Origin of the sequence: Vibrio gigantis (genome assembly GCF_024347515.1) — a bacterium.
GTDB lineage: Bacteria > Pseudomonadota > Gammaproteobacteria > Enterobacterales > Vibrionaceae > Vibrio > Vibrio gigantis.
This window is the reverse complement of the sequence record NZ_AP025492.1, coordinates 1156478-1177095: the sequence shown is the minus strand read 5'-3', so window position 1 is coordinate 1177095 and position 20618 is coordinate 1156478. Positions and strand designations below refer to the sequence as shown.

Sequence of the window (20618 nt, the reverse complement as noted above, 5' to 3'; positions counted from 1 at the left end):
AGGCTCGCAAACGCGAGCCTTTGTTCTTTCTAGTCAGAATATTCAAGAATTAGAAATCTTCTGCATTCGGTAAGCGGTCAAGTAACTCATAGTACTTACCAGCAACGCTCGCAATATCACCACTCACGTAAGCTTGAATCAAGTTCAAGTCTTTTAGCCATAGATCCTTATCTGCATCAGGAGCTGCAACGTAACCAGCATGCACGTTATCCACCGCAGACATCATTGAATCACCGTAGTTATTAAAGATAAGAATCATTGCATCTGAATAAGCTGCATAAGCTTTTGATACAGTATGAGCCTCACCGTCTTTGTACTGAACAGTACCAGCCGTAGCATCATACACAACATCGCCAGAAGCAATGCCTGCATCGACGAAGTTATTAAATGACGTTGCAAAGTTCAAAACATTAGCCGCGATATCTATATCGATATTCGCTTTCATTGCGTTCACCATCGGTGCATCAAGCAACAAAACAGCGTCGTGGAATGAAGGTATGATATCTGTTCTAAAGCTACCCCATGCGGTATCAATGTTATTTGCAATAGTTGCCAGTCCTGCGGAGTCGTAGTTGTCTAGGAATACTTTCAACTCGTACCCGTCAGAGCTCACTAACTGATTCGCAAATTCATAAGCTAGCTTATTAGATTTAGTCGCAACGTAAGTTTGTCCGTCAATTACGAATTCCACTTTTTCGCCTGCAATCAAGCCATAGCGGTCTTGTTGTTTCGTAAATGCATCCAATTGAGCTTTACCAAGTGATTTCACCGTATAGTCATTTGACTGCATTTGGCGAACGCCCATATCAAGAATGAGGTCACCGATACGTTGACGGTTGCGGCTTGAGATACCAAAGAAGCGTTCAATACCACGAGGAAGTGGAGACAACGATTCCATCTGTTCGGTTACGTGAAGCTGAACTTCAACGCCGCGCAGATTAGTATAAGAAGCACCTTTTGCATCTACTAGTTCTACCGGTGTGTTCAAACCTTCATTTGAAATAATATTCGAAATGATGTTTTCATATTGTTCTTGTACTCCAGGAAGATCCAATAGAGACGCGAAGCTTACTTCATCAGTATAGCGAGTCGAGAAACGACGAGCTAAGAAGTAGCTTGCTAGTGCTTTATCAGGCCAGCTACCCAGAACAGATACGGCATTCGACCATGGGTAATCAGGATCAAAACTGCCAATCGAATTTAGGAATCGACCATTCTTAGTTTCAGCAACGGCTGTATAGCCACTATCAGCGTCCTCAATAAGCTTCGCAGCCTGCTCATCAAAACAGTTAGCATCAATCAAATCGTAGCTAGCAGGTAACATGTGAGAGTTGTTGTTCAGTAGCTGACCAAATGAAATCACCTTTTGCGCGCCATCCGCATTTTCGATAACACATTGGTGCTCTGGTGTTGCTAATACATCAAGGAAGTAAGCCGCTGATTTCTTAGCACCATCTGCATAATCACAGAACCAATAGTTTGCTTCAGCGCCTGGGGTTGTACAGTAAGTATCGTTAGATGCTAGTCGTAATAAGAAATCGCCTGGTTTATCTGTAGATGATGTGAAGCCTAAGTTAGTGTAAATGTCATCAATACGCTCTAGATCTTCCATCTTGTCACGGATCGACGTCATTTCACGGTAACGACGAATAATATAGCTAGAGTAATCTGTTGAGAATAGTCCGTTTACGCTGTATTCAGCTAAGTTACGACGATCGTAGCTATCCAAATAACTTTGCCATTCGTAAGCAACAATTTCGTTCAGGCTAGTGCCTTCATCAAAACGGTTACAATCGCTGTTCAATGAGACATTACCATCGGTACAGAAACCGTACTCCTTACGTTCAATGTTATGAACATTATCAAGGTAGTAAAGTACACCGTAACGAGTTTTAGCATAGTCTTCTGCGTTATCAGTTAGAGCAGCAGCATCGAAACGGCTAAAATCACAATTGTATAGTGACTTACCTAGCTGGTCCCCCGTCAGTGGCATTACTTCTGCACACACCATCAGTGAGTCGTTACTAACATTATTGCCGAAACGACTCGCAAAGCTCTGCTGGTGAGACTGCAAATCAGCGAGATACTGTTGATATGCCGCTTTCTCTTCATCGCTGCCTGCATCACCTGGATCGGCGACGGCTACCGGCATTGCGGACGAAGAGTCTTGAATGGTCTCAACTTTACGTCCATAACCAAACTTGAACGCAGCAATATCATACAAACCCCAAGTTGGAGTTTCGTCCAACATACTTGGCGCGTAATCCATCGTGGAGCTGTAAGCTGGAACGTTGTTTAAGCCTAAAGCATGCGCTTGTTCTAATGTGTAGTAGTTCGCTTTGTCGTTAGAGCCTTTGAAATTGTGACGTAAACCAACATTATGGCCAAATTCATGCACAAGAGTATTGCTATATGTCGCTACCGTAATTGCATCAGCTGCTTCTTGTTGAAGATCTTTCGGCAGATACTTCCAACGCTTCAGCTCTCGCGACGTTTCTACACCACTGTCATCAACCTTAATATCAAAATAACGTTCGTCATCAAACTTCAGGTTATCGAGCATAGCTTTACTCGTCGACGATACCCATGAAGCTTCAATTGGGTAAGCATTGTTTTCAGACCAAAACGCTAAGCGATTCTCTTCTGCAGCTACAACATCTTCGAAATCCATATCATCATCAAAGTGTTGCGTTAAGATCGTCGGCGCTTGAGTCGGCGTGCGACCACCGGTGAGTTCCTCTTTGGTAAGACTCGGCGCCACTTCATCAACCTGAGGAAGTTTTGACATCGCCGCCAGTGTCGACAATTGCTTAATACGTGACTCAACTTCAGCGACAGCAGGTGTAGAGTCATCTTCTGACGGTAACGCTGGTAAGCCATCTAACGCCAACTCATTTCGGTTGTAGAAACGCGCCAAATTATCCCAATAATAAGGAACACCTGTCCTTGCCACACCAGAGTATTGGTTGACGTGCGCTTTTATGATTTCACCCGTCATTGGGTTTGACACTGAAGGACCATAACCAAGTAGACCATTGGCCAAAGGCTCATCGACTAAGTTGATGATGTTGTAACGCAAGTCGCCCGGGTGTACGCCCGCAGGAGAGGTCGAGTTAACAATCTCAATCGCTGGCTTACCTGCATCATTACCAAACAACGCCAAGGCATCGTTCATCTTATTAACAGTCTGGATAGTTGCATCTAAGAACAGCTTATTTTTGTCTTCAAAGAAGTTGTCCGTTAGATAATATTTAATTGAACCATTTTCTGGGTTGAAACGATTCAAGTACACTACATCACGATCGTACTTGTTTGTAATTGGGTTTAGTTTCTTCGTTTGAGTAGTAAAGAAGCCAATATCGTTTTCATCACCCACTGGGTACATGACCGGCTGATAGTTTTCAGACGCAACAACACTCTCATGCACAAGCGAGTAATAGAATCGTGCTTTAAATGCACCATCAACCAATGCTTCTTCTAGGCCAGATTTAGTAGAAAAATTAATGTAGTCAGAAAGGTTATCTAAATCGACTTGGAAGGTACGCTCTAATTCGAAGTTTAGAATACCGTTCTCTGGGTCAAACTCCCAAGACACAACTTTCGCTGTTCCCTGCTCCGTAATACCATCTTTTAAACCATACAGATCTTCGTAGTTGAACTCCGATACTATTAATTCTTCTGGCTTCGGCGTGAAGTATGTTTTTTTACGGTAATCTAAACTCTTGTCTTCGTTAACCTCTTCGGTATTGGTACAATCATCATACGCATCTTCTTTACAACGATATGCAGCGAATTCACCAGGAATTTCAAGAACTTGTGCAAAATTAACCACATCGTCACTACCGACAATACCTTGCTCTGCACAATAGTTATTTTCATCTTTTGGTAGTGATGAGTCTGGATAGTTTTTATCGAAAGCTCTAACTTCTAGACCTGTTTTTGTGTAACACAACTCAACATAACGTCCCATCCCTTGAAGAAACGGAAACTGGTTCAGTGCAAATCGTGGTGCTGCACCTGTTGTAGGCACATAAAACCAACGCCCATCTTTGAGGTCTTGTACTGCGACTTCACGAGCATCACGCTCTTGCAGTTCGTACGCTTGGTCATCTGCCCCACAACCAGCCAAGATAGCCGTAATTGCGGAACTTAATGCAATCTTTTTAAAGTCCATATTGAATCCTTTTATTATTTTAATTTCCCTAGAATGAAAATGTTATTTCTGCTGTATAAGAAGCTTTGTCAGCATCGAAAAGATCGATGTTGCCTAACGTGCCTCGCTCTGCATCTGCATATGCACCTGACGTTGCGGCAGTTAGTGCAAATGACCAATTTTCTGCAAAGTCATATGCCCCATAAACAGAGCCACCGTAGTCGACGGAGTCACGCCTTGTCCCTTTATAACTGATCGTATTTCCGCCCAAGGCATCAATACCGATAGTTAGTTTTTCCCAACTGTAACTAGCACCGGTAAACAATGAATAGGTCCACTCTGTTAATGATTTACCGCCGTAGGTCTCATACTGATGGAAATTCTTTCTAACTCGAGGGCTAATCGTAAAGCTTACCCCCCAATGATCGAAGCTAACGGGAATAGCCAATCTAAATGCGGTTTGTAATTTGTCATTACGAGACGCTTCAGATGTGGGAATAGTAAACTGCCCACTTGCACTTACTTTTCCACTTTCACCGAATTCATATAATTTCGAGTAACTGAGCCCTATTACAGAATCGGTAGCAAATGTCCCTACCTCATCATCTAATGCTCGGTAACCACCCGAAGATATATACGTTTTCATATTTTCAGAAAGCTTATATTTCAGTGTGCCATTCCATGAGAAGCTTCTATCAGCACGATAGTCATCTTTATTGTATATATTCGTAGAATAACCAGCAGTAACGGACCCGCTGATATTACAAGTTATACAAGATGCACCTCTGTCATTTTGTGTGGATTCAACTGCATCACTAATATTATCAACACGAGTGTCTTCTTCTGAATAAACAGAAAAAGTAAACATCGTGCTTAATAATATTGCGATCGGCTTCACCTTCCACTTTATTGTGTTCTGCATACTTTTTAACTTCCATGAATGTAAGTTCAATTACTGAACTTTATTTAAATAGCCCATCGAATTTTAGGTGAACGAATACCTCAATATCTTCACTAAATATTGATAGGCCTTTTAGCAACAAACCCTTGTCGCCAAATTACTTTACATTTAACTTACAAATATTCTTTGTATTATTTTGTACAGTTTTGTATTTTTTCTAAGACTTCTTATTACGCTTTCTATTCTTAGGGTGTGTAATTGGTATTGCTGATAGTAGATTTTGTGTATATTCATTTTTCGGATTGTTATACAACTCCATTGCAGAGCCGTATTCCACGATTTTTCCAAAATACATCACAGCGACATCGTCTGATACCTGTTTAACCACAGACAAGTCATGAGAGATAAAAATAATAGCGAGGTTCATCTCCTTTTGTAGCCCGAGCAATAAGTTAATGATTTGAGCTTGAACCGATACGTCCAGCGCAGACACGGATTCATCACAAATAAGTAACTTGGGTTTAAGGGCTATTGCTCGAGCGATACCTATTCGCTGTCGCTGACCACCGGAAAACTCATGAGGATAACGTTCAACAGACTCACGAGGTAGCCCGACTTTATCGAGTAGCTCTAATACCCATCGCTTACGTTCAGCAGAATTGCCAACTTTGTGAATGATATAGGGCTCTTCCAGAATCATACCTATGGTGTGTCTCTGATTGAGAGACTCCATAGGATCTTGAAACACAATCTGCATGTCTTTACGCAGTGGTCGCATCTCTTTTGTCGACAACTTGGTAATGTCTTTCCCTTCAAAAAAGATTCGTCCTGACGTTGGTTCAAACAGTTTTAAGATAGTTCGCCCTAACGTACTTTTTCCACAACCGGATTCACCGACTAACCCCAGCGTTTCACCTCGGTTAAGAGAAAGAGACACTCCGTCGACGGCTTTGATTACATACCCTTTTGAGAACAATCGTTTACCCGAAATGAAATGCTGAGTTATGTTTTCTATCCTAAGTACTTCTGTCATTGCTCTAACCTCGAAACTCAGGGAATTCCGATGTATCAATAGGCTGAATATCTATCATCTGCTTTGGGGCACTCTCTAAATTAGGCATCAATCCAAGTAATCGCTTGGTATAAGGGTGTTGTGGATGGTCAAATAACTCGAAGACATCTGCTTGCTCTACGATTCGCCCACCATACATAACTGCAACCTCATCACACACCTCGGCAACCACCCCCAGATCATGAGTAATAAACAGCATTGCCATTCCTGTCTCCTGCTGGAGTTCATACATTAGTTCTAAGATCGATGCTTGAACGGTCACATCCAATGCGGTTGTCGGCTCATCACATATCAACACATCAGGCTTACAAGCCAGAGCCATTGCAATCATCACACGCTGTCTCATGCCACCAGACAAGTTATGCGGATAGTCATCAATACGCTTCTCTGGCATGGGTATTTTGACCTTTTCCAACATCTCTAATGCATAGTGTCGTCTATCCGATTTTTTCAGCTCAGGGCGATGTAAGGCCAGCACCTCCGTTAACTGCTTACCGACTGTATGGACAGGGTTTAAAGCTGTCATTGGGTCTTGAAAGATGATCGAAATAGAGTTTCCACGCATCTCATACATAGACTTAGGATCCAGCTGAGTCAGATCTCGCCCCTCATACAAGATCTGCCCACGAGTGACTTCGCCATAAGGTTTAGGTAAAAGCCCCATAATCGACATAGATGTAACACTTTTACCGCAACCAGACTCCCCGACTAAACCTAAAGTTGTTCCACGCTTTACCTTAAAACTGACACCGTGTAACACCTGTACAACGCCACTATCAGTAGAGAACGAGACTTCAAGATCCTTGACTTCAAGAATGTTGTCACCCTGTTGTATCCCCACTTTTCTCTTATCTTCACTCATATAAAACGCTCTACTTACAACTTAAAACGATCATCAACAAATGAGACAGAAGGATACGTTTTGTCCGATTTAATGGCATTTTTCGTCTCCTTTTTTACGTCTCCATCAATCCAGAAATTACCTATATCCATTGGGTGAAAGATTGATTCAGTTTGCTTAGTCATCGGATTCTCAGGGTACTGCACCCAACGCCAATGCGCTGCACGTGAATATGGCACCATGTAACCCGGAACAATGATGTTCGCTTCAGTCACGTAACTCTGAATTTGGTAGGACAACTGATAACGTTTATGCTGATCAAATTCAGCATCATAAGCCTCGATTAGCTTATCCAACTCCGGGCTACTGTAATTAGTGTGTGCGTTAGTTTGTGGTTTGTTAGCGTTATCTGAGTGAAGATACTCCCAATACGATGGGATTTCACCTGAGCCCATATTTAGAAATGCCAGCTGATGTTTTTTCTCTAGGATGTACTTAAATGCCGAGGAACCATCGACCAAGTTAAGAGTGAAGTCCAATCCAGCTAACTTCGCTTGCTCTCTTAGGAACGCAATTCTTGGTGTCCACGCGTTGTAGCCATAAGTAATAGCTAAAGAGAGTGTTTGACCTTGTTGATTAACACGTATGCCATCAGGGCCAATGGTGTCGAAGCCAGCTTTTTCAAAGTGCTCAGCGGCCAATTGAGGATCAAACTTAGGCGCTTTATTGTCAGGGTTATCGTACTCTCCATGACCAAACCCAAGCCCGTGGGGCTTGCGTGTGTAGTCACCGCGCATAATATTCTTAATCATGCCATCGTAGTCGGTCGCATGCATAATTCCCTTTCGTAGGTTGACATCATCCAGTAACGGTTGGGCAGTGTTCATCCACAAGCCACCCGCGCCTTGTGTAGTTTGATTAAAGCCCCAGAATTTTTGAATGTATCCATCTTCGAAGCCTTGAGAGTCAGACTTTCCATGCCAGTATTCCGGCAGAACCAGATCGAAATAGTCGAGTTTGCCTTTCTCGAAGTGCTTGAGTGCAATATCAAAATCCCGAATTACCGTGATGCGCACTTTGTCCACGTTATAACGGTTTTGATAATAACGATTTGAATAGCCCCACCACTGTTCTCCGACATGTTTAAAGGTCACGCTTTTACCTTTTTTCACCTTATCGAGATAGTAAGGGCCTGCTGTTGGCTCACTCTTAAAGTTATATTTGCGCACAAAGTTATCAACCATCCCATCACCGTTAGCATCCTTACCACCTTTAAAGAAATGCTTTGGTCTTGGCTGGAAACCGTTGCTTGGCATGTTAATCAATACCATTAGAGCATCTCGGCTCTGTTTTACCGCCGTTTCAACAGCAATGGTGTAATCATCAATCTTCGTAATATTAAGAATAGAGTTAGAAAAGAAGTCGTTATACCAAGGATCGACAATATCCTTAGAGCGGTAATATTTCAGCATGAACAAGTAGTCATCAGCGGTGATCTTCTCGCCATCAGACCAAGTCGCTTTAGGGTCAAGTTTGAAATAGAGAGTTCTGTTGTCCTCATCAAATGCCCAATCAGTTGCAAGTTGCGGGATCCACTTTCCGGTATTCGGATGGCGCTGAGCCAGTTTCGGCGATCCATCCATAAAGTAGTGCCGTAAACCTGAATTTGCATCAGGGCCAACACTTCTCAGTGTTTGAGGAAAACTCGCCATAAAGGTGCGCAGTGTCCCGCCGCGCACCGCTTCTTGTGATGCAAACAAAGGCTCACTGTTGTTTGACAACCATTCAAGGTTTTGCGGTAGCGTCGAGGCATGAACTAATCCTGATGTACCACTGAGCAATGCTGCGATATAAATTGAGAGTGTTCTATTCATAATTACATCCTGTAACTGGATACTTCCTGTAAATGTTTGAATTCTCGTCCTGAGCTTAGACGTAACGAGTGAATTTCTTTGGATCAAATGCCGAGCGTATCGCTTCTCCAATAAAGGTCACCATTACCAATACTGAAACAATAGAAGCAACCACTGAAACCACTATCCATGGTGCATCTAAGTTAGATTTTCCTTGTTGTAATAATTCGCCCCAACTTGGTGTCGGCGGCATCAACCCTAGCCCTAAGTAGTCTAACGCTGTTAGTGCAGTGATATTCGCTGCAATAGTAAATGGTGCTAAGGTCACAATCATAACCATAGTGTTAGGCAATATATGGTTAATCAATATCCGAGCAGTCGATGCACCAAGCGCTCTGGCTGCCATAACGTACTCACGAGCGGATTCTTTATAGGTCATTGTTCGCATATACCAAGTGATCCCCATCCAACCAAACAAGACGTTAATGGCCACAAAAAGCGTAAATGTCGGTTGGGTTATCGAAACTAAAATCATGATCACGTACAGAAATGGCACCATCGACCAAATTTCTATCAGCCGTTGAACAAAGAGATCAAACTTACCTCCGAAAAAGCCCATACAACAACCAACTACAGTGCCGATAGCGTATGAAATCGCCATGGTCATCAACGCAAATCCCATCGCAATTCGAAAACCGTAAACCAAACGGGCGAGAATATCGCGACCTATAGAATCGGTACCTAAATAGTGCTTACTTTCAATACTGGGCGCGAGAGGAGGAAAGTCACCAGAGAAGTCCTGTTCGTAAGGGTTCCACGGCACAAATGGCATGATGACAAAGTTACCTTGGTTTGCCTGTTCAAAGTTATGCTGTAGCTGCCTGTAGTCCGCTTCACTTAAATAACCTTGACCAAAGTCAGTACCCGGCCTCACATCTGAGAAGACAGGAAAAGACCACTGGCCTTGATAACTCACCAATAAAGCCTTACTGTTGACCAACACCTCTGCGAAAAGTGACATTACCAGCAGTGAACTCAATATCACGAAAGACCAATAACCACGTTTAACCTCTTTGAAATGTTTGATCTTTTTTTGAGTTAGTGGGGTTAACTTAATCATGCGCCAAACCTCACTCTCGGATCGACAGCTGCAACACACAAATCAGACAAAATATTACCAATCATCAACATTGCTGCATTAATAGCAACGATACCCATCACAACCGGATAATCACGTTCAATAATGGATTCGTAACCAAGCAAACCAATACCATCAATATTAAAAATCACTTCAATCAAAAATGAACCTGACATAAAAAACAGCAGTGAGTTACCAAAATGACTCGCAATCGGAATAAGGCTATTTTGTAGTGCGTGCTTCTTCACTGCTTGTTTAAATGGTAGGCCTTTAGCAATCGCGGTGCGAATATAATCCGCTGAAATATTCTCCATTAGATTGTTTTTCATCGTCATTGTAAGGGTTGCGAAATCACCAATCAGGTAACAAATCAAAGGAAGGACGGCATGCCACATGATGTCTTTTGCTTGCTCGACCCAATTTTCATAGTCTTCAAAATCATCGCTCACGAAACCGCCCATTGGGAACCAGTCTAAGTTATATGCAAACAGGGTAATTAAAAACACGCCGACAACATAACCGGGTAACGCATAGCCAATAAATATCAATATTGACGAAGCGGAATCAAAAACAGAACCATGTTTAATTGCTTTAAAATAACCTAACGGGATTGATATAAAATAACTAATAAAAAATGTCATGCCTCCATAAAACAACGAAATTGGTAAACGTTCCGCAATCATGTCACTAACAGGTTCGTAATAGCGGGTTGATTCACCAAAATCTAATACGACGATCTTAGATAACCAATCAACATAAGATTCTAATATAGGTTTATCTAATCCATAGAACGCATTAAGTTCAGCTATTTGATCGTCCGACAGAGAAGAGTTATTACCTGCCACACCGACTGCAGCACTATCACTTCCAGAATGCATCTTAGAGAGCATTCTCTCGACAGGTCCTCCCGGAACGAATCGCGTTATCGCGAATATTAATATAGTAATCCCTATAAACGTTGGGACAATGAGCAATAATCGTCTCAATATATAAGCTAACAATTGGAAGTACTCCATACCAATTAATTAAATTTAAACCACATCCTGTAGGTTTTATTCCTAACTTACACACTGGTTTTATGAGTTAACATTACCGTGAACTCTAATTTATAATAATGATAAATTATATATTTACATCTAATTAACATTACAAATTATCGACTCAGTTCATATTATTGTAGCCAAGCTAGGAAAAAGCCTTTGTAAAACCACAATATACGTCGGTTTATTTAGAACATTATTAGGTTAATTGAGTTTGAAACGACAATAATATGTTGATAAACATATATTTTAGAAAGGAAAGTTATGGAAATGAGATTTTCAGTGATTTTCACTAAAAGGTGCACAATTTAAACGTTTGCTAAATTTATTAAACAGTAAAAACCATGCACCAACAGAATAATTAGTTGCTACTCATATGTAACAATTCATTATTAATATTATTTAACACTTCAGCAGGATCTGAAGTCTGAGTAATTGGGCGACCAATAACTAGATAGTCGGAGCCCGATTGGATGGCTCTGGTCGGTGTCATGATACGTTTTTGGTCACCGACTTCAGCACCCACTGGACGGATACCTGGTGTCACCAGCTTAAATTCCTGACCAAGATTACCTTTCAACAAAGATGCTTCTTGCGCTGAACATACCACACCATCTAACCCTGCATTCTTCGTTAAGGTAGCTAGACGCATTACCTGCTTCTGAGGCTCAACATCAAGACCAATGCCCGCCAGATCCTGTTGCTCCATACTAGTTAGTACTGTCACCCCGATAAGCAGCGGACGATCTTTACCATACGGTTCTAAGATTTCGCGAGAAGCCGACATCATACGTTCACCACCACTTGCGTGTACGTTCACCATCCATACGCCAAGTTCAGCAGCAGCACGCACTGCTTTCGAACATGTGTTAGGGATATCGTGGAATTTAAGATCTAAGAATACTGAGAAACCACGCTTATGTAATTCACGAACAAACTCAGGGCCAAACAGGGTAAACATCTCTTTGCCGACTTTTAGGCGACAAGATGCTGGGTCAATACGATCGACAAAGGCTAACGCATCCGCTTGATTGTCATAATCCAAGGCTACAATGATTTTTTGGTCGTTCATTTCATCTCCTAACGCAGTTAACTTTCTAAAACTTTTCAATCACCAAAGCAGGTGATAAATAACAGTCATAAAAATGCAGCCCGAAAGCTGCAATTAATAATTTGGTCTTAAAATGACCACAAATCTATTCACCATCAAGCCCACGAATAGGCTTGATCGTCCCCCATCCCTTACATGAAGGGCAATGCCAATACATTGAGTGTGTAGAGAACCCACACTGACGACAACGGTAATGGGGCTTAACCTTAAGCTGTTCACCAACCATAGATTGAAGTGTGGTTAAGCTGTCTTTTGCTCGGCCTTCTTCTGCTTCTGCTAGGTGATAATCGATTAATCGATAGAAGCCTTTCATGGTTGGATTCTTAACAAGCTGCTTGGTCAGTAACTCTTGAGCAGAGCCTACATCTTCATGGTGAGCAACCAACTGAGCGAGCATTAATTCAGCGGATACGCCCGCTTTCTTCTGAATACACCCTTTGAGGAACTCGACCAATTGAGCTTCTTGTCCAAGCTTCTGATAACACTCAGCAAGGGTTGGCAGCACCTCACTAATAAAATCGATATCTTGCTCAAGTACCGATTCAAGGCAATCAATTGTCTTTTGGTAATCTTCGTTCGCTAAATGGAACTTACCTAGAGCGATACTTGCACGTACACATTTAGGATCTTCAGACAGCGCCTTCTTGAAGTGCTGAAGTGCTTTAGATCGGTTACCATCAGCTTGCTCCAGCATCGCAAGCTCGCACCAAAAATGCGCCACTGTCGCACGCATCTTCATTTTCTTCTTACCAAGCTTAACGAGGATATTTCCGTAATGGATAGCTTTGTTCCACTCTCGAGTTTGCTGATAAATAGCAACCAACTGCTGCAGAGCCCCCTCTTTATGGTCAGGTTCTTCTACAAGTTGTTCAAAGATTTTTTCGGCGCGATCAAGGAAGCCAGAGACCATGTAGTCTTTTGCTAATTGTTGCAGTGCGAGGTTTTTCTGATCGAGGGTAAGCCCCGAACGAGAGATAAGATTTTGGTGAATACGAATAGCGCGGTCGACTTCGCCTCTTGATCGGAACAAGTTACCCAAAGCCAAGTGAGTATCGATGGTTTCATTGTCTACTTGAAGCAGCTCAATGAAGTGATCAACCGCTTTGTCAGATTGATCTGACAGTAATAGATTCAAACCCGTCACGTATTGACGGGAGATCTGGTGTGATTGCTTTTGTTTTTCTTGCTGAGCATTACGATTCCCCATATACCAGCCATAAGCAGCTGCAATGGGCAAAAGTAAGAACAGTAACTCTAACATCAAATATAGCCTTTAAGCTTTAGTATCAGCAGTGACCTGCTTTGATTGCTTATTGAGTTGCTTCTTCAAGCGATGAATTTTTAGCTGAGACCGCATGTGCATGTTACCAAAGACTAACCAAGCTAGGGCGAAGCCTGAAACGAATACAACACCTAATAAACTTGATAGCTGGAAGTCACCTTGCGCTAGCAGATAGTTGAAATTCACAGTTGTTTGGTTTTGAGAGCCTAAAGCCAGTGCAATTAGGAAAAGTGCGATAACGGCGACTATTTTTATAATTTTCATAGTTCATCACTCATTGGTTGGTTAGCTGTACGATTATGCAGGAAAATTACTAATCAGACCACCATATTATGGTCATAAAAAAGCGGCATACATTATAGTATGCCGCTTTTCTTAATTCCGATAAGTAGGCTACATTCCTGAGTTTACTCGTTCACGCAGCTCTTTACCTGGTTTGAAGTGAGGAACGTATTTACCTTCTAACTCTACTTTGTCACCAGTCTTTGGGTTACGTCCAACACGAGGCTCACGATAATGCAGAGAAAAGCTGCCAAAACCGCGAATTTCGATTCGATCACCACTTTCTAGTGTTGAAGCCATATGCTCTAAAATGTCTTTTACAGCGTCTTCAATTTCTTTTGCAGAAAGATGCGTTTGCTCAGCGCACAGTCTTTCAATCAATTCAGACTTAGTCATAGTTACCCTCGTTGGTTTTCTTTTTAGAAATTATAGACCTATCGGAAAAATAAGCAAAAAAAAAGGAGCCTTACGGCTCCTTTCTTGGCTAGATAGCTATAATTCTCTTAATGAGAAGCTATTATTCGCCTTTAGCAGCTTTGAATGCGTCTGCCATTGCGTTACCGAACGCGCCTTCTTCAGACTTGTTCAGTGAAGCCATTGCTTCTTGCTCATCAGCTTCATCTTTAGCTTTGATAGATAGGTTGATTACGCGGTTCTTACGGTCTACACCTGTGAACTTCGCTTCAACGCTGTCGCCAACGCTTAGGATTAGAGATGCATCTTCGATACGGTCGCGAGAAACTTCAGAAGCGCGGATGTAACCTTCAACGCCTTCGATTAGCTCGATAGTAGCGCCTTTCGCGTCAACTGCAGTAACAGTACCGTTTACAAGAACACCTTTCTTGTTGTCAGCAACGTATGCGTTGAACGGGTCGTTTTCCATTTGCTTAACGCCAAGAGAAATACGCTCACGCTCTGCATCTACTGCTAGAACAACAGCAGAGATTTCGTCGCCTTTCTTGTATTCACGTACAGCTTCTTCGCCTGCAGCGTTCCAAGAAATGTCAGATAGGTGTACTAGACCGTCGATACCGCCTTCTAGACCGATGAAGATACCAAAGTCAGTGATAGACTTGATCTTACCAGTAACTTTGTCGCCCTTAGCTTGCATTTCTGCAAATGACTGCCATGGGTTAGCTTTACACTGTTTCAGACCTAGAGAGATACGACGACGTTCTTCGTCGATATCAAGAACCATAACCTCAACTTCGTCGCCAACATTAACAACTTTAGAAGGGTGGATGTTCTTGTTAGTCCAATCCATTTCAGAAACGTGTACTAGACCTTCAACGCCTTCTTCGATTTCAACGAAGCAGCCGTAGTCAGTTAGGTTTGTAACACGACCAGAAAGCTTGTGACCTTCTGGGTAACGCTTAGCGATTGCTACCCATGGATCTTCGCCTAGTTGCTTAAGACCTAGTGAAACACGAGTGCGCTCACGATCGAACTTAAGAACTTTAACTAGGATTTCGTCACCAACGTTAACGATCTCTGATGGGTGCTTAACGCGCTTCCAAGCCATATCTGTGATATGTAGAAGACCGTCAACACCGCCAAGGTCAACGAATGCACCGTAGTCAGTAAGGTTCTTAACGATACCTTTAACTTCAGTACCTTCTTGTAGAGTTTCAAGAAGTTCGTCACGCTCAACACTGTTTTCAGATTCGATAACAGCACGACGAGAAACAACAACGTTGTTACGCTTCTGGTCTAGCTTGATTACTTTGAACTCTAGCTCTTTGTTTTCTAGGTGAGCAGTGTCACGGATAGGACGTACGTCTACTAGAGAACCTGGAAGGAAAGCACGGATACCGTTAAGTTCAACAGTGAAACCGCCTTTAACTTTACCGTTGATGATACCAACAACAGTTTCAGCTTCTTCGCAAGCTTTCTCAAGTACGATCCAAGCTTCGTGACGCTTAGCTTTCTCACGAGAAAGTTGAGTTTCACCGAAACCATCTTCAACAGCGTCTAGAGCTACGTCTACTTCAGCACCAACTTCAACTTCAAGTTCGCCAGCAGCGTTCTTGAATTGTTCAGCAGGGATAGCAGATTCAGACTTAAGACCAGCATCTACAAGAACGAAACCGTTCTCGATAGCTACTACAGTACCTTTAACGATACTGCCTTGTTGGAATTCAGTTTCAGATAGAAACTCTTCAAAGAGTTGAGCAAAAGATTCAGTCATTATTTAATCTTCAATAATTAAACGTCCATGGGTATCCTACCGCATGGGGTTGATAAATTCGCCAGTCATCATCCTTGCGACCAACGTTCGTACTAGCTCGGCGAAATTACCCAGCCAGTTTCGATTCAATATAGTGTAGTGCTTTTTCTACTACCTGCTCAATATTCATTGAGGTGGAGTCAAGCACTAGAGCATCCTCTGCAGGGCGAAGTGGCGCCACTGGGCGATTACGATCTCGATCATCTCGCTCTTGGATCTCGCTCAAAAGGTCGTCAAATTTAACATCTAACCCCTTCTGTTGCAACTGTTTAAGGCGGCGACTCGCTCGCTCTTCAGCACTTGCATCTAAAAATATTTTCGCTTCAGCTTCAAGAAACACAACCGTTCCCATGTCACGGCCATCTGCAACCAAACCAGGCGCAGCGCTGAATGCGCGTTGACGACGAAGCAATGCTTCGCGAACACGAGGTAAAGCGGCAACTTTTGAAGCCGCCATGCCAGTCTCTTCTTTACGAAGCTCACCAGACACATCTTCACCTTCTAGAATAACCTTAACTAAGTCACCTTCAGCAATAAACTGCACATCTAAGTGTGTAGCAAGCGGTACCAAAGCATCTTCTGATTCAGTATCCACACCGTGGTGAATTGCTGCTAAAGCCAATACGCGATAAATCGCGCCTGAGTCTAGAAGATGAAAACCTAGCTTATCTGCTAGCAACATACACAGGGTACCTTTACCTGCACCACTTGGTCCATCAACCGTAATCACTGGGCTTTGAGAAGGCATCTTTTACTCCACGTTTTGTCGTAAGTTTTATTCTGTACTAGCGATTCGCCACTACTTTATAGGCGGCACATTATAGAGAAAAATTGGAAGTCGAGCGAGGTAAATCTCAGATAATTCAGAGTTGATGATGCATTGGCGAATGCAACCGACTCAATACCCACCAGCTCAGCTCAATAAGACACGTAGACATTTTCTATAGGCATAAAAAAGCCTCGCAATAAGCAAGGCTCATGATTTTACATCTTGTAGAGCAAAGAAGTAGTAGCTCAAAGAAGCTTAGCCAATAATGGCTCGAACCGCTTCTAGGTCTTCAGGCGTATCAACACCAGCTGCAGGTGCTTCAGCCGCAACGTCGACGTGGATTTTTTCACCGTACCAAAGCACTCGCAATTGCTCTAGGCACTCAATACGCTCAAGGGTACTTGGTTCCCAATTGATGTAGGTATTGATAAAACCCGCTCGGTAAGCGTAGATACCAATATGACGAAGCAAAGGCGATTCCGCTGCAGTACCGTTGTTCGCGTAAGCATCACGATCCCATGGGATCGTGGCTCGACTAAAATACAAGGCATAACCGTCTTTATCGGTTACGACTTTAACTGCGTTAGGGTTAAACACTTCATCAACATGAGTGATTTCCACACCTAACGTTGCCATCGGGGCTGTACTGTTCGCAAGATTGTTCGCAACCTGATTAATGATCGCAGGTGGGATAAGTGGTTCATCACCTTGAACATTCACGATAATATGATCATCAGGAATATGCATGACTTCAATCACTTCAGCTAGACGTTCAGTACCTGACTCATGATTCGGTGATGTCATACACACAGTCGCGCCAAATGCTTTAGCCGCTTTTTCAACTCGAGCGTCATCGGTAGCGATGATAACTTTATCGGCACCGGCTTTCATTGACTGTTCGTATACCCATTGAATCATCGGCTTTCCACCAATGTCAGCCAGAGGCTTACCTGGCAAACGGCTCGATTGGTATCTTGCAGGTATAACAACCGTATAAGACATTACTTACCCTCATCCATAGAAACGGTGCGAGCTTCAGGCTCTAGAAGAACAGGAATACCCTCTTTAATAGGGTAAGCAAGGCGATCAATTTTGCAAATAAGCTCTTGCTTATCCTTGTCAAAAGTTAGTTTACCTTTACAAACAGGACAAGCAACGATCTCAAGTAGACGATGATCCATAGTATTCCATAACCTCTTTTATTCTTTTTAAAATTTGCTGTTGCGAATTTTCATCAAACTGCGCAGAAACTGGAAGATACCACCAGTTGTCTTGAGCGTGTTCTTCGCATTTTACAGCGTCTTTTTCTGTCATAATCATATTCATACCTTTCTTTGCTAAGGTATGAAGTTCATCTTTATCAAAATCCTGATGATCGGCGAAGCCTTGTGTGTAAACCACATCTCCATCAAGATCGTCTAATGTTTTGAAAAAGCGCGGTGGGTGCCCTATCCCAGCAAAAGCCACCAGCTTTGGTAATTCTGAAACTGGCTTTTTCTGGCCAGTCTTTAGATTAACGGCTTCACTCGGTGCCAAAGACATTGAGAACTCTCGCCCTTGTGCCTTTCCGCCATTGTTAATCAAGAAATCTACATCAGCTAAACGCGATACAGGCTCTCGCAACGGGCCTAGTGGAATCAGACTCTCGTTACCAAAACGCCTTACACCGTCGATAACTGAAAACTCAATATCACGCTCAAGCGCATAATGCTGCAAGCCGTCATCAGTAATAATGACATTCACGCCTTTATTCAATAAAGCCTTCACCGCGTTTGATCTTACTGGGTCAACCGCTACCGGCGCACCAGTTCGCTTTCTAATTAGACGCGGTTCATCACCCGAATGTTCAGCGGGCGTGTTCTCGTCCAAAACCAGAGGGTAACTAGGCGCTTTAGCACCGTAGCCACGAGAAACCACACCGGGTTTAAAACCGTTGGCTTGAAGCATCTCAACCAGCCAAATCACAACAGGCGTTTTACCATTGCCACCAGCGGTAATGTTACCCACAACAATTACAGGTAGAGGTGGTCGATAGGTTTCTTTCTTTCCAGATAGATAAGCATCACGACGCCGCCCACTGATCATTTTGAACAGCAGACTCAATGGCCACAATAGCGGCCAAAGAAGGTATTTTAACGGATGATTGTTAAACCAAATCTTTTCTATCACGACAAAGACCTAATCTTATCCGCTGAACTGAATTCGATGCAGTTGAGCATAGGCACCATCATGAGCGATTAGCTCAGCATGTGCACCCCTTTCTACAATATGACCATCATCAACCACTAGAATCTCATCGGCTTGTTCGATAGTAGAGAGTCGGTGTGCAATAACTAATACTGTTTTGTCTTTCTGCAGTTCTTCTAATGCAGATTGAATCGCTCTCTCTGACTCTGTATCCAGTGCCGACGTCGCCTCATCAAGAATCAATACTGGAGCTTCTCTTAACAACGCTCTTGCAATAGCGATACGTTGTCTTTGGCCACCAGATAAACTTGCACCGTTCTCACCCACAACCGTATCAATTCCATTTTCCATGCCTTTGATAAATTCAGTGGCATGAGCAAGCTTAGCCGCGTGTTCAATTTGTTCGCGTGAGTAAACCTCACCAGCTGCATATGCAATATTATTCGCGACAGTATCGTTGAACAGATGCACATTTTGAGAAACAAGAGCAAAATGTTCACGAAGATTTTTTAACTCATAATCTCGGATGTCGTGTCCATCAAGTTCAATAGAGCCTGAGTCCACATCATAGAAACGAGTAAATAGGTTGGCAATGGTGCTCTTACCAGATCCAGAGCGTCCAACAAGCGCGACCGTCTTACCTTTCGGTATGTTGAAGCTCACCTTATCGAGTGCTGGTTTCTCTGCGCCCTCGTAAGTAAAGGTCACATCTTTTACTGCAACTTCACCGCTTACGGTTTCAGGTTTCAACGTACCTTTGTTTTGTTCTGTGTCGAGATCCATCAAACCAAATAGAGTCGTACTCGCCGCCATACCGCGTTGGAACTCAGATGTCACGTTAGTCAACGCTTTCAGTGGACGTAGCAAACCAAACATAGCCGAGAACACAACCGTAAACGTACCAGCCGTTAGTTCAGCTTTAATAGAATCGATACTAGCCAAGTAAAGAACAACCACAATCGCGATCGAAGCAATCATCTGAATAATTGGGTTCGCCGCCGCTTGAGCCGTGACCAACTTCATACTTTGTTGGCGCATCTGATTACTAACGGTATCGAAACGACCTCTTTCTAAGTCTTGACCACCGTAAGTCAGAACGACCTTATGGCCTTTCAGCATTTGTTCTGCTGAAGAAGCCACATGACCCATGCTGGTTTGCATGTTCTTAGAAATCTTTCTAAAGCGTTTCGATACAATGTTGATCGCCCAAGCAACAAAAGGAGCAACAGCAAATAGCACCAAAGACAACTGCCAGCTATTCCAGAACATCAGCGTCAACAAGCCAATGATGCTGGCACCTTCACGGACAATACTAACCAGAGCTCTACTGGTTGCAGCAGAGACTTGCTCTGAGTCATAAGTAATACGAGATAGCAGTGCGCCCGTCTGCTCTTTATCAAAGAAAGAGACTGGCATGTGCATAAAGTGACTGAATATTTTACGGCGGATTTCCATCACCACATTGCCAGAAACCCAACTTAAGCAATAGGTAGATACGAAACCGCTGACGCCACGAATGAACATCATGGCAAAGATAATAAGAGGGAGTGTGCGTAGAAAATCAGATTCTGCACTACCAAAGCCTTCATCAAGTAGTGGCTTTAGCAAAGAAATCATGTAGGTATCAGAGACGGCATTTATAATAAGCGCAATAACCGCAACACCAAGACCAGCCTTATATAGCCGAATATAAGTCCAAAGTCGTTTAAATGTGACCCAGGTAGTTTCATCTGTTTGTGTTGACATAAAATCGCTTAATTTT

17 protein-coding genes are annotated in these 20618 nt (G+C 42.8%); all 17 read right to left on the bottom strand.

The window, feature by feature from the left end:
* Positions 1-49 precede the first annotated feature (49 nt).
* The 17 genes from OCV56_RS05350 to msbA all read right to left on the bottom strand — a co-directional run bounded on the left by OCV56_RS05350 (position 50) and on the right by msbA (position 20602).
* Positions 50-4174, bottom strand: coding sequence for a M66 family metalloprotease (locus OCV56_RS05350; protein WP_086712192.1), 4125 nt, complete (start codon positions 4172-4174; stop codon positions 50-52).
* Positions 4175-4202: 28 nt separating this feature from the next.
* Entirely contained in the window at positions 4203-5075 is an 873-nt protein-coding gene (locus OCV56_RS05345; protein WP_086712193.1) for a hypothetical protein, read from the bottom strand.
* 196 nt (positions 5076-5271) lie between these two features.
* Positions 5272-6087 carry an ABC transporter ATP-binding protein gene (locus tag OCV56_RS05340; RefSeq protein WP_086712194.1) on the bottom strand — a complete coding sequence of 272 codons (816 nt, stop codon included), beginning with the start codon at positions 6085-6087 and terminating at the stop codon, positions 5272-5274.
* Positions 6088-6091: 4 nt separating this feature from the next.
* Entirely contained in the window at positions 6092-6988 is an 897-nt protein-coding gene (locus OCV56_RS05335) for an ABC transporter ATP-binding protein (protein WP_086712195.1), read from the bottom strand.
* A 14-nt stretch (positions 6989-7002) separates the two neighbouring features.
* On the bottom strand, positions 7003-8841 hold the full coding sequence (locus OCV56_RS05330; protein WP_086712196.1) for an extracellular solute-binding protein: 1839 nt from the start codon (positions 8839-8841) through the stop codon (positions 7003-7005).
* 55 nt (positions 8842-8896) lie between these two features.
* Complete coding sequence (locus OCV56_RS05325; protein WP_086712197.1) at positions 8897-9940, bottom strand: ABC transporter permease; 1044 nt, start codon at positions 9938-9940, stop codon at positions 8897-8899.
* A complete protein-coding gene (locus OCV56_RS05320) occupies positions 9937-10959 on the bottom strand; it encodes an ABC transporter permease subunit (protein WP_086712364.1) in 1023 nt (340 codons plus the stop codon). The genes OCV56_RS05325 and OCV56_RS05320 overlap by 4 nt, the downstream gene beginning before the upstream one ends.
* A gap of 400 nt (positions 10960-11359) precedes the next feature.
* Positions 11360-12070 (bottom strand): orotidine-5'-phosphate decarboxylase, encoded by a 711-nt coding sequence (gene pyrF, locus OCV56_RS05315; RefSeq protein WP_086712198.1) that lies wholly within the window; start codon positions 12068-12070, stop codon positions 11360-11362.
* Positions 12071-12194: 124 nt separating this feature from the next.
* Complete coding sequence (lapB, locus tag OCV56_RS05310) at positions 12195-13370, bottom strand: lipopolysaccharide assembly protein LapB (protein ID WP_086712199.1); 1176 nt, start codon at positions 13368-13370, stop codon at positions 12195-12197.
* A gap of 12 nt (positions 13371-13382) precedes the next feature.
* A complete protein-coding gene (locus OCV56_RS05305) occupies positions 13383-13655 on the bottom strand; it encodes a LapA family protein (RefSeq protein WP_086712200.1) in 273 nt (90 codons plus the stop codon).
* A gap of 129 nt (positions 13656-13784) precedes the next feature.
* Positions 13785-14069 carry an integration host factor subunit beta gene (gene ihfB, locus OCV56_RS05300; protein ID WP_017060238.1) on the bottom strand — a complete coding sequence of 95 codons (285 nt, stop codon included), beginning with the start codon at positions 14067-14069 and terminating at the stop codon, positions 13785-13787.
* A gap of 121 nt (positions 14070-14190) precedes the next feature.
* Positions 14191-15861 (bottom strand): 30S ribosomal protein S1, encoded by a 1671-nt coding sequence (gene rpsA / locus OCV56_RS05295; RefSeq protein WP_010439921.1) that lies wholly within the window; start codon positions 15859-15861, stop codon positions 14191-14193.
* A 106-nt stretch (positions 15862-15967) separates the two neighbouring features.
* Positions 15968-16648, bottom strand: a complete 681-nt coding sequence (gene cmk / locus OCV56_RS05290; protein WP_086712201.1) for a (d)CMP kinase — start codon at positions 16646-16648, stop codon at positions 15968-15970.
* Between the two features lie 276 nt (positions 16649-16924).
* Entirely contained in the window at positions 16925-17671 is a 747-nt protein-coding gene (gene kdsB / locus OCV56_RS05285) for a 3-deoxy-manno-octulosonate cytidylyltransferase (RefSeq protein WP_086712202.1), read from the bottom strand.
* A complete protein-coding gene (locus OCV56_RS05280; RefSeq protein ID WP_086712203.1) occupies positions 17671-17850 on the bottom strand; it encodes a Trm112 family protein in 180 nt (59 codons plus the stop codon). Before OCV56_RS05280 ends, kdsB begins: the two co-directional genes overlap by 1 nt.
* Positions 17831-18838 (bottom strand): tetraacyldisaccharide 4'-kinase, encoded by a 1008-nt coding sequence (gene lpxK / locus OCV56_RS05275; protein WP_086712204.1) that lies wholly within the window; start codon positions 18836-18838, stop codon positions 17831-17833. Before lpxK ends, OCV56_RS05280 begins: the two co-directional genes overlap by 20 nt.
* 15 nt (positions 18839-18853) lie before the next feature.
* Positions 18854-20602: a lipid A ABC transporter ATP-binding protein/permease MsbA gene (msbA, locus tag OCV56_RS05270; protein WP_086712205.1), complete on the bottom strand. Its 1749-nt coding sequence runs from the start codon at positions 20600-20602 to the stop codon at positions 18854-18856.
* Positions 20603-20618 lie beyond the last annotated feature (16 nt).

Excerpts from the sequence above, each read along its gene's own strand:
- OCV56_RS05350 (WP_086712192.1), bottom strand. The coding sequence starts at position 4,174 with ATGGACTTTAAAAAGATTGCATTAAGTTCCGCAATTACGGCTATCTTG.
- OCV56_RS05345 (WP_086712193.1), bottom strand. The coding sequence starts at position 5,075 with ATGCAGAACACAATAAAGTGGAAGGTGAAGCCGATCGCAATATTATTA.
- OCV56_RS05340 (WP_086712194.1), bottom strand. The coding sequence starts at position 6,087 with ATGACAGAAGTACTTAGGATAGAAAACATAACTCAGCATTTCATTTCG.
- OCV56_RS05335 (WP_086712195.1), bottom strand. The coding sequence starts at position 6,988 with ATGAGTGAAGATAAGAGAAAAGTGGGGATACAACAGGGTGACAACATT.
- OCV56_RS05330 (WP_086712196.1), bottom strand. The coding sequence starts at position 8,841 with ATGAATAGAACACTCTCAATTTATATCGCAGCATTGCTCAGTGGTACA.
- OCV56_RS05325 (WP_086712197.1), bottom strand. The coding sequence starts at position 9,940 with ATGATTAAGTTAACCCCACTAACTCAAAAAAAGATCAAACATTTCAAA.
- pyrF (WP_086712198.1), bottom strand. The coding sequence starts at position 12,070 with ATGAACGACCAAAAAATCATTGTAGCCTTGGATTATGACAATCAAGCG.
- lapB (WP_086712199.1), bottom strand. The coding sequence starts at position 13,370 with ATGTTAGAGTTACTGTTCTTACTTTTGCCCATTGCAGCTGCTTATGGC.
- OCV56_RS05305 (WP_086712200.1), bottom strand. The coding sequence starts at position 13,655 with ATGAAAATTATAAAAATAGTCGCCGTTATCGCACTTTTCCTAATTGCA.
- ihfB (WP_017060238.1), bottom strand. The coding sequence starts at position 14,069 with ATGACTAAGTCTGAATTGATTGAAAGACTGTGCGCTGAGCAAACGCAT.
- rpsA (WP_010439921.1), bottom strand. The coding sequence starts at position 15,861 with ATGACTGAATCTTTTGCTCAACTCTTTGAAGAGTTTCTATCTGAAACT.
- cmk (WP_086712201.1), bottom strand. The coding sequence starts at position 16,648 with ATGCCTTCTCAAAGCCCAGTGATTACGGTTGATGGACCAAGTGGTGCA.
- kdsB (WP_086712202.1), bottom strand. The coding sequence starts at position 17,671 with ATGTCTTATACGGTTGTTATACCTGCAAGATACCAATCGAGCCGTTTG.
- OCV56_RS05280 (WP_086712203.1), bottom strand. The coding sequence starts at position 17,850 with ATGGATCATCGTCTACTTGAGATCGTTGCTTGTCCTGTTTGTAAAGGT.
- msbA (WP_086712205.1), bottom strand. The coding sequence starts at position 20,602 with ATGTCAACACAAACAGATGAAACTACCTGGGTCACATTTAAACGACTT.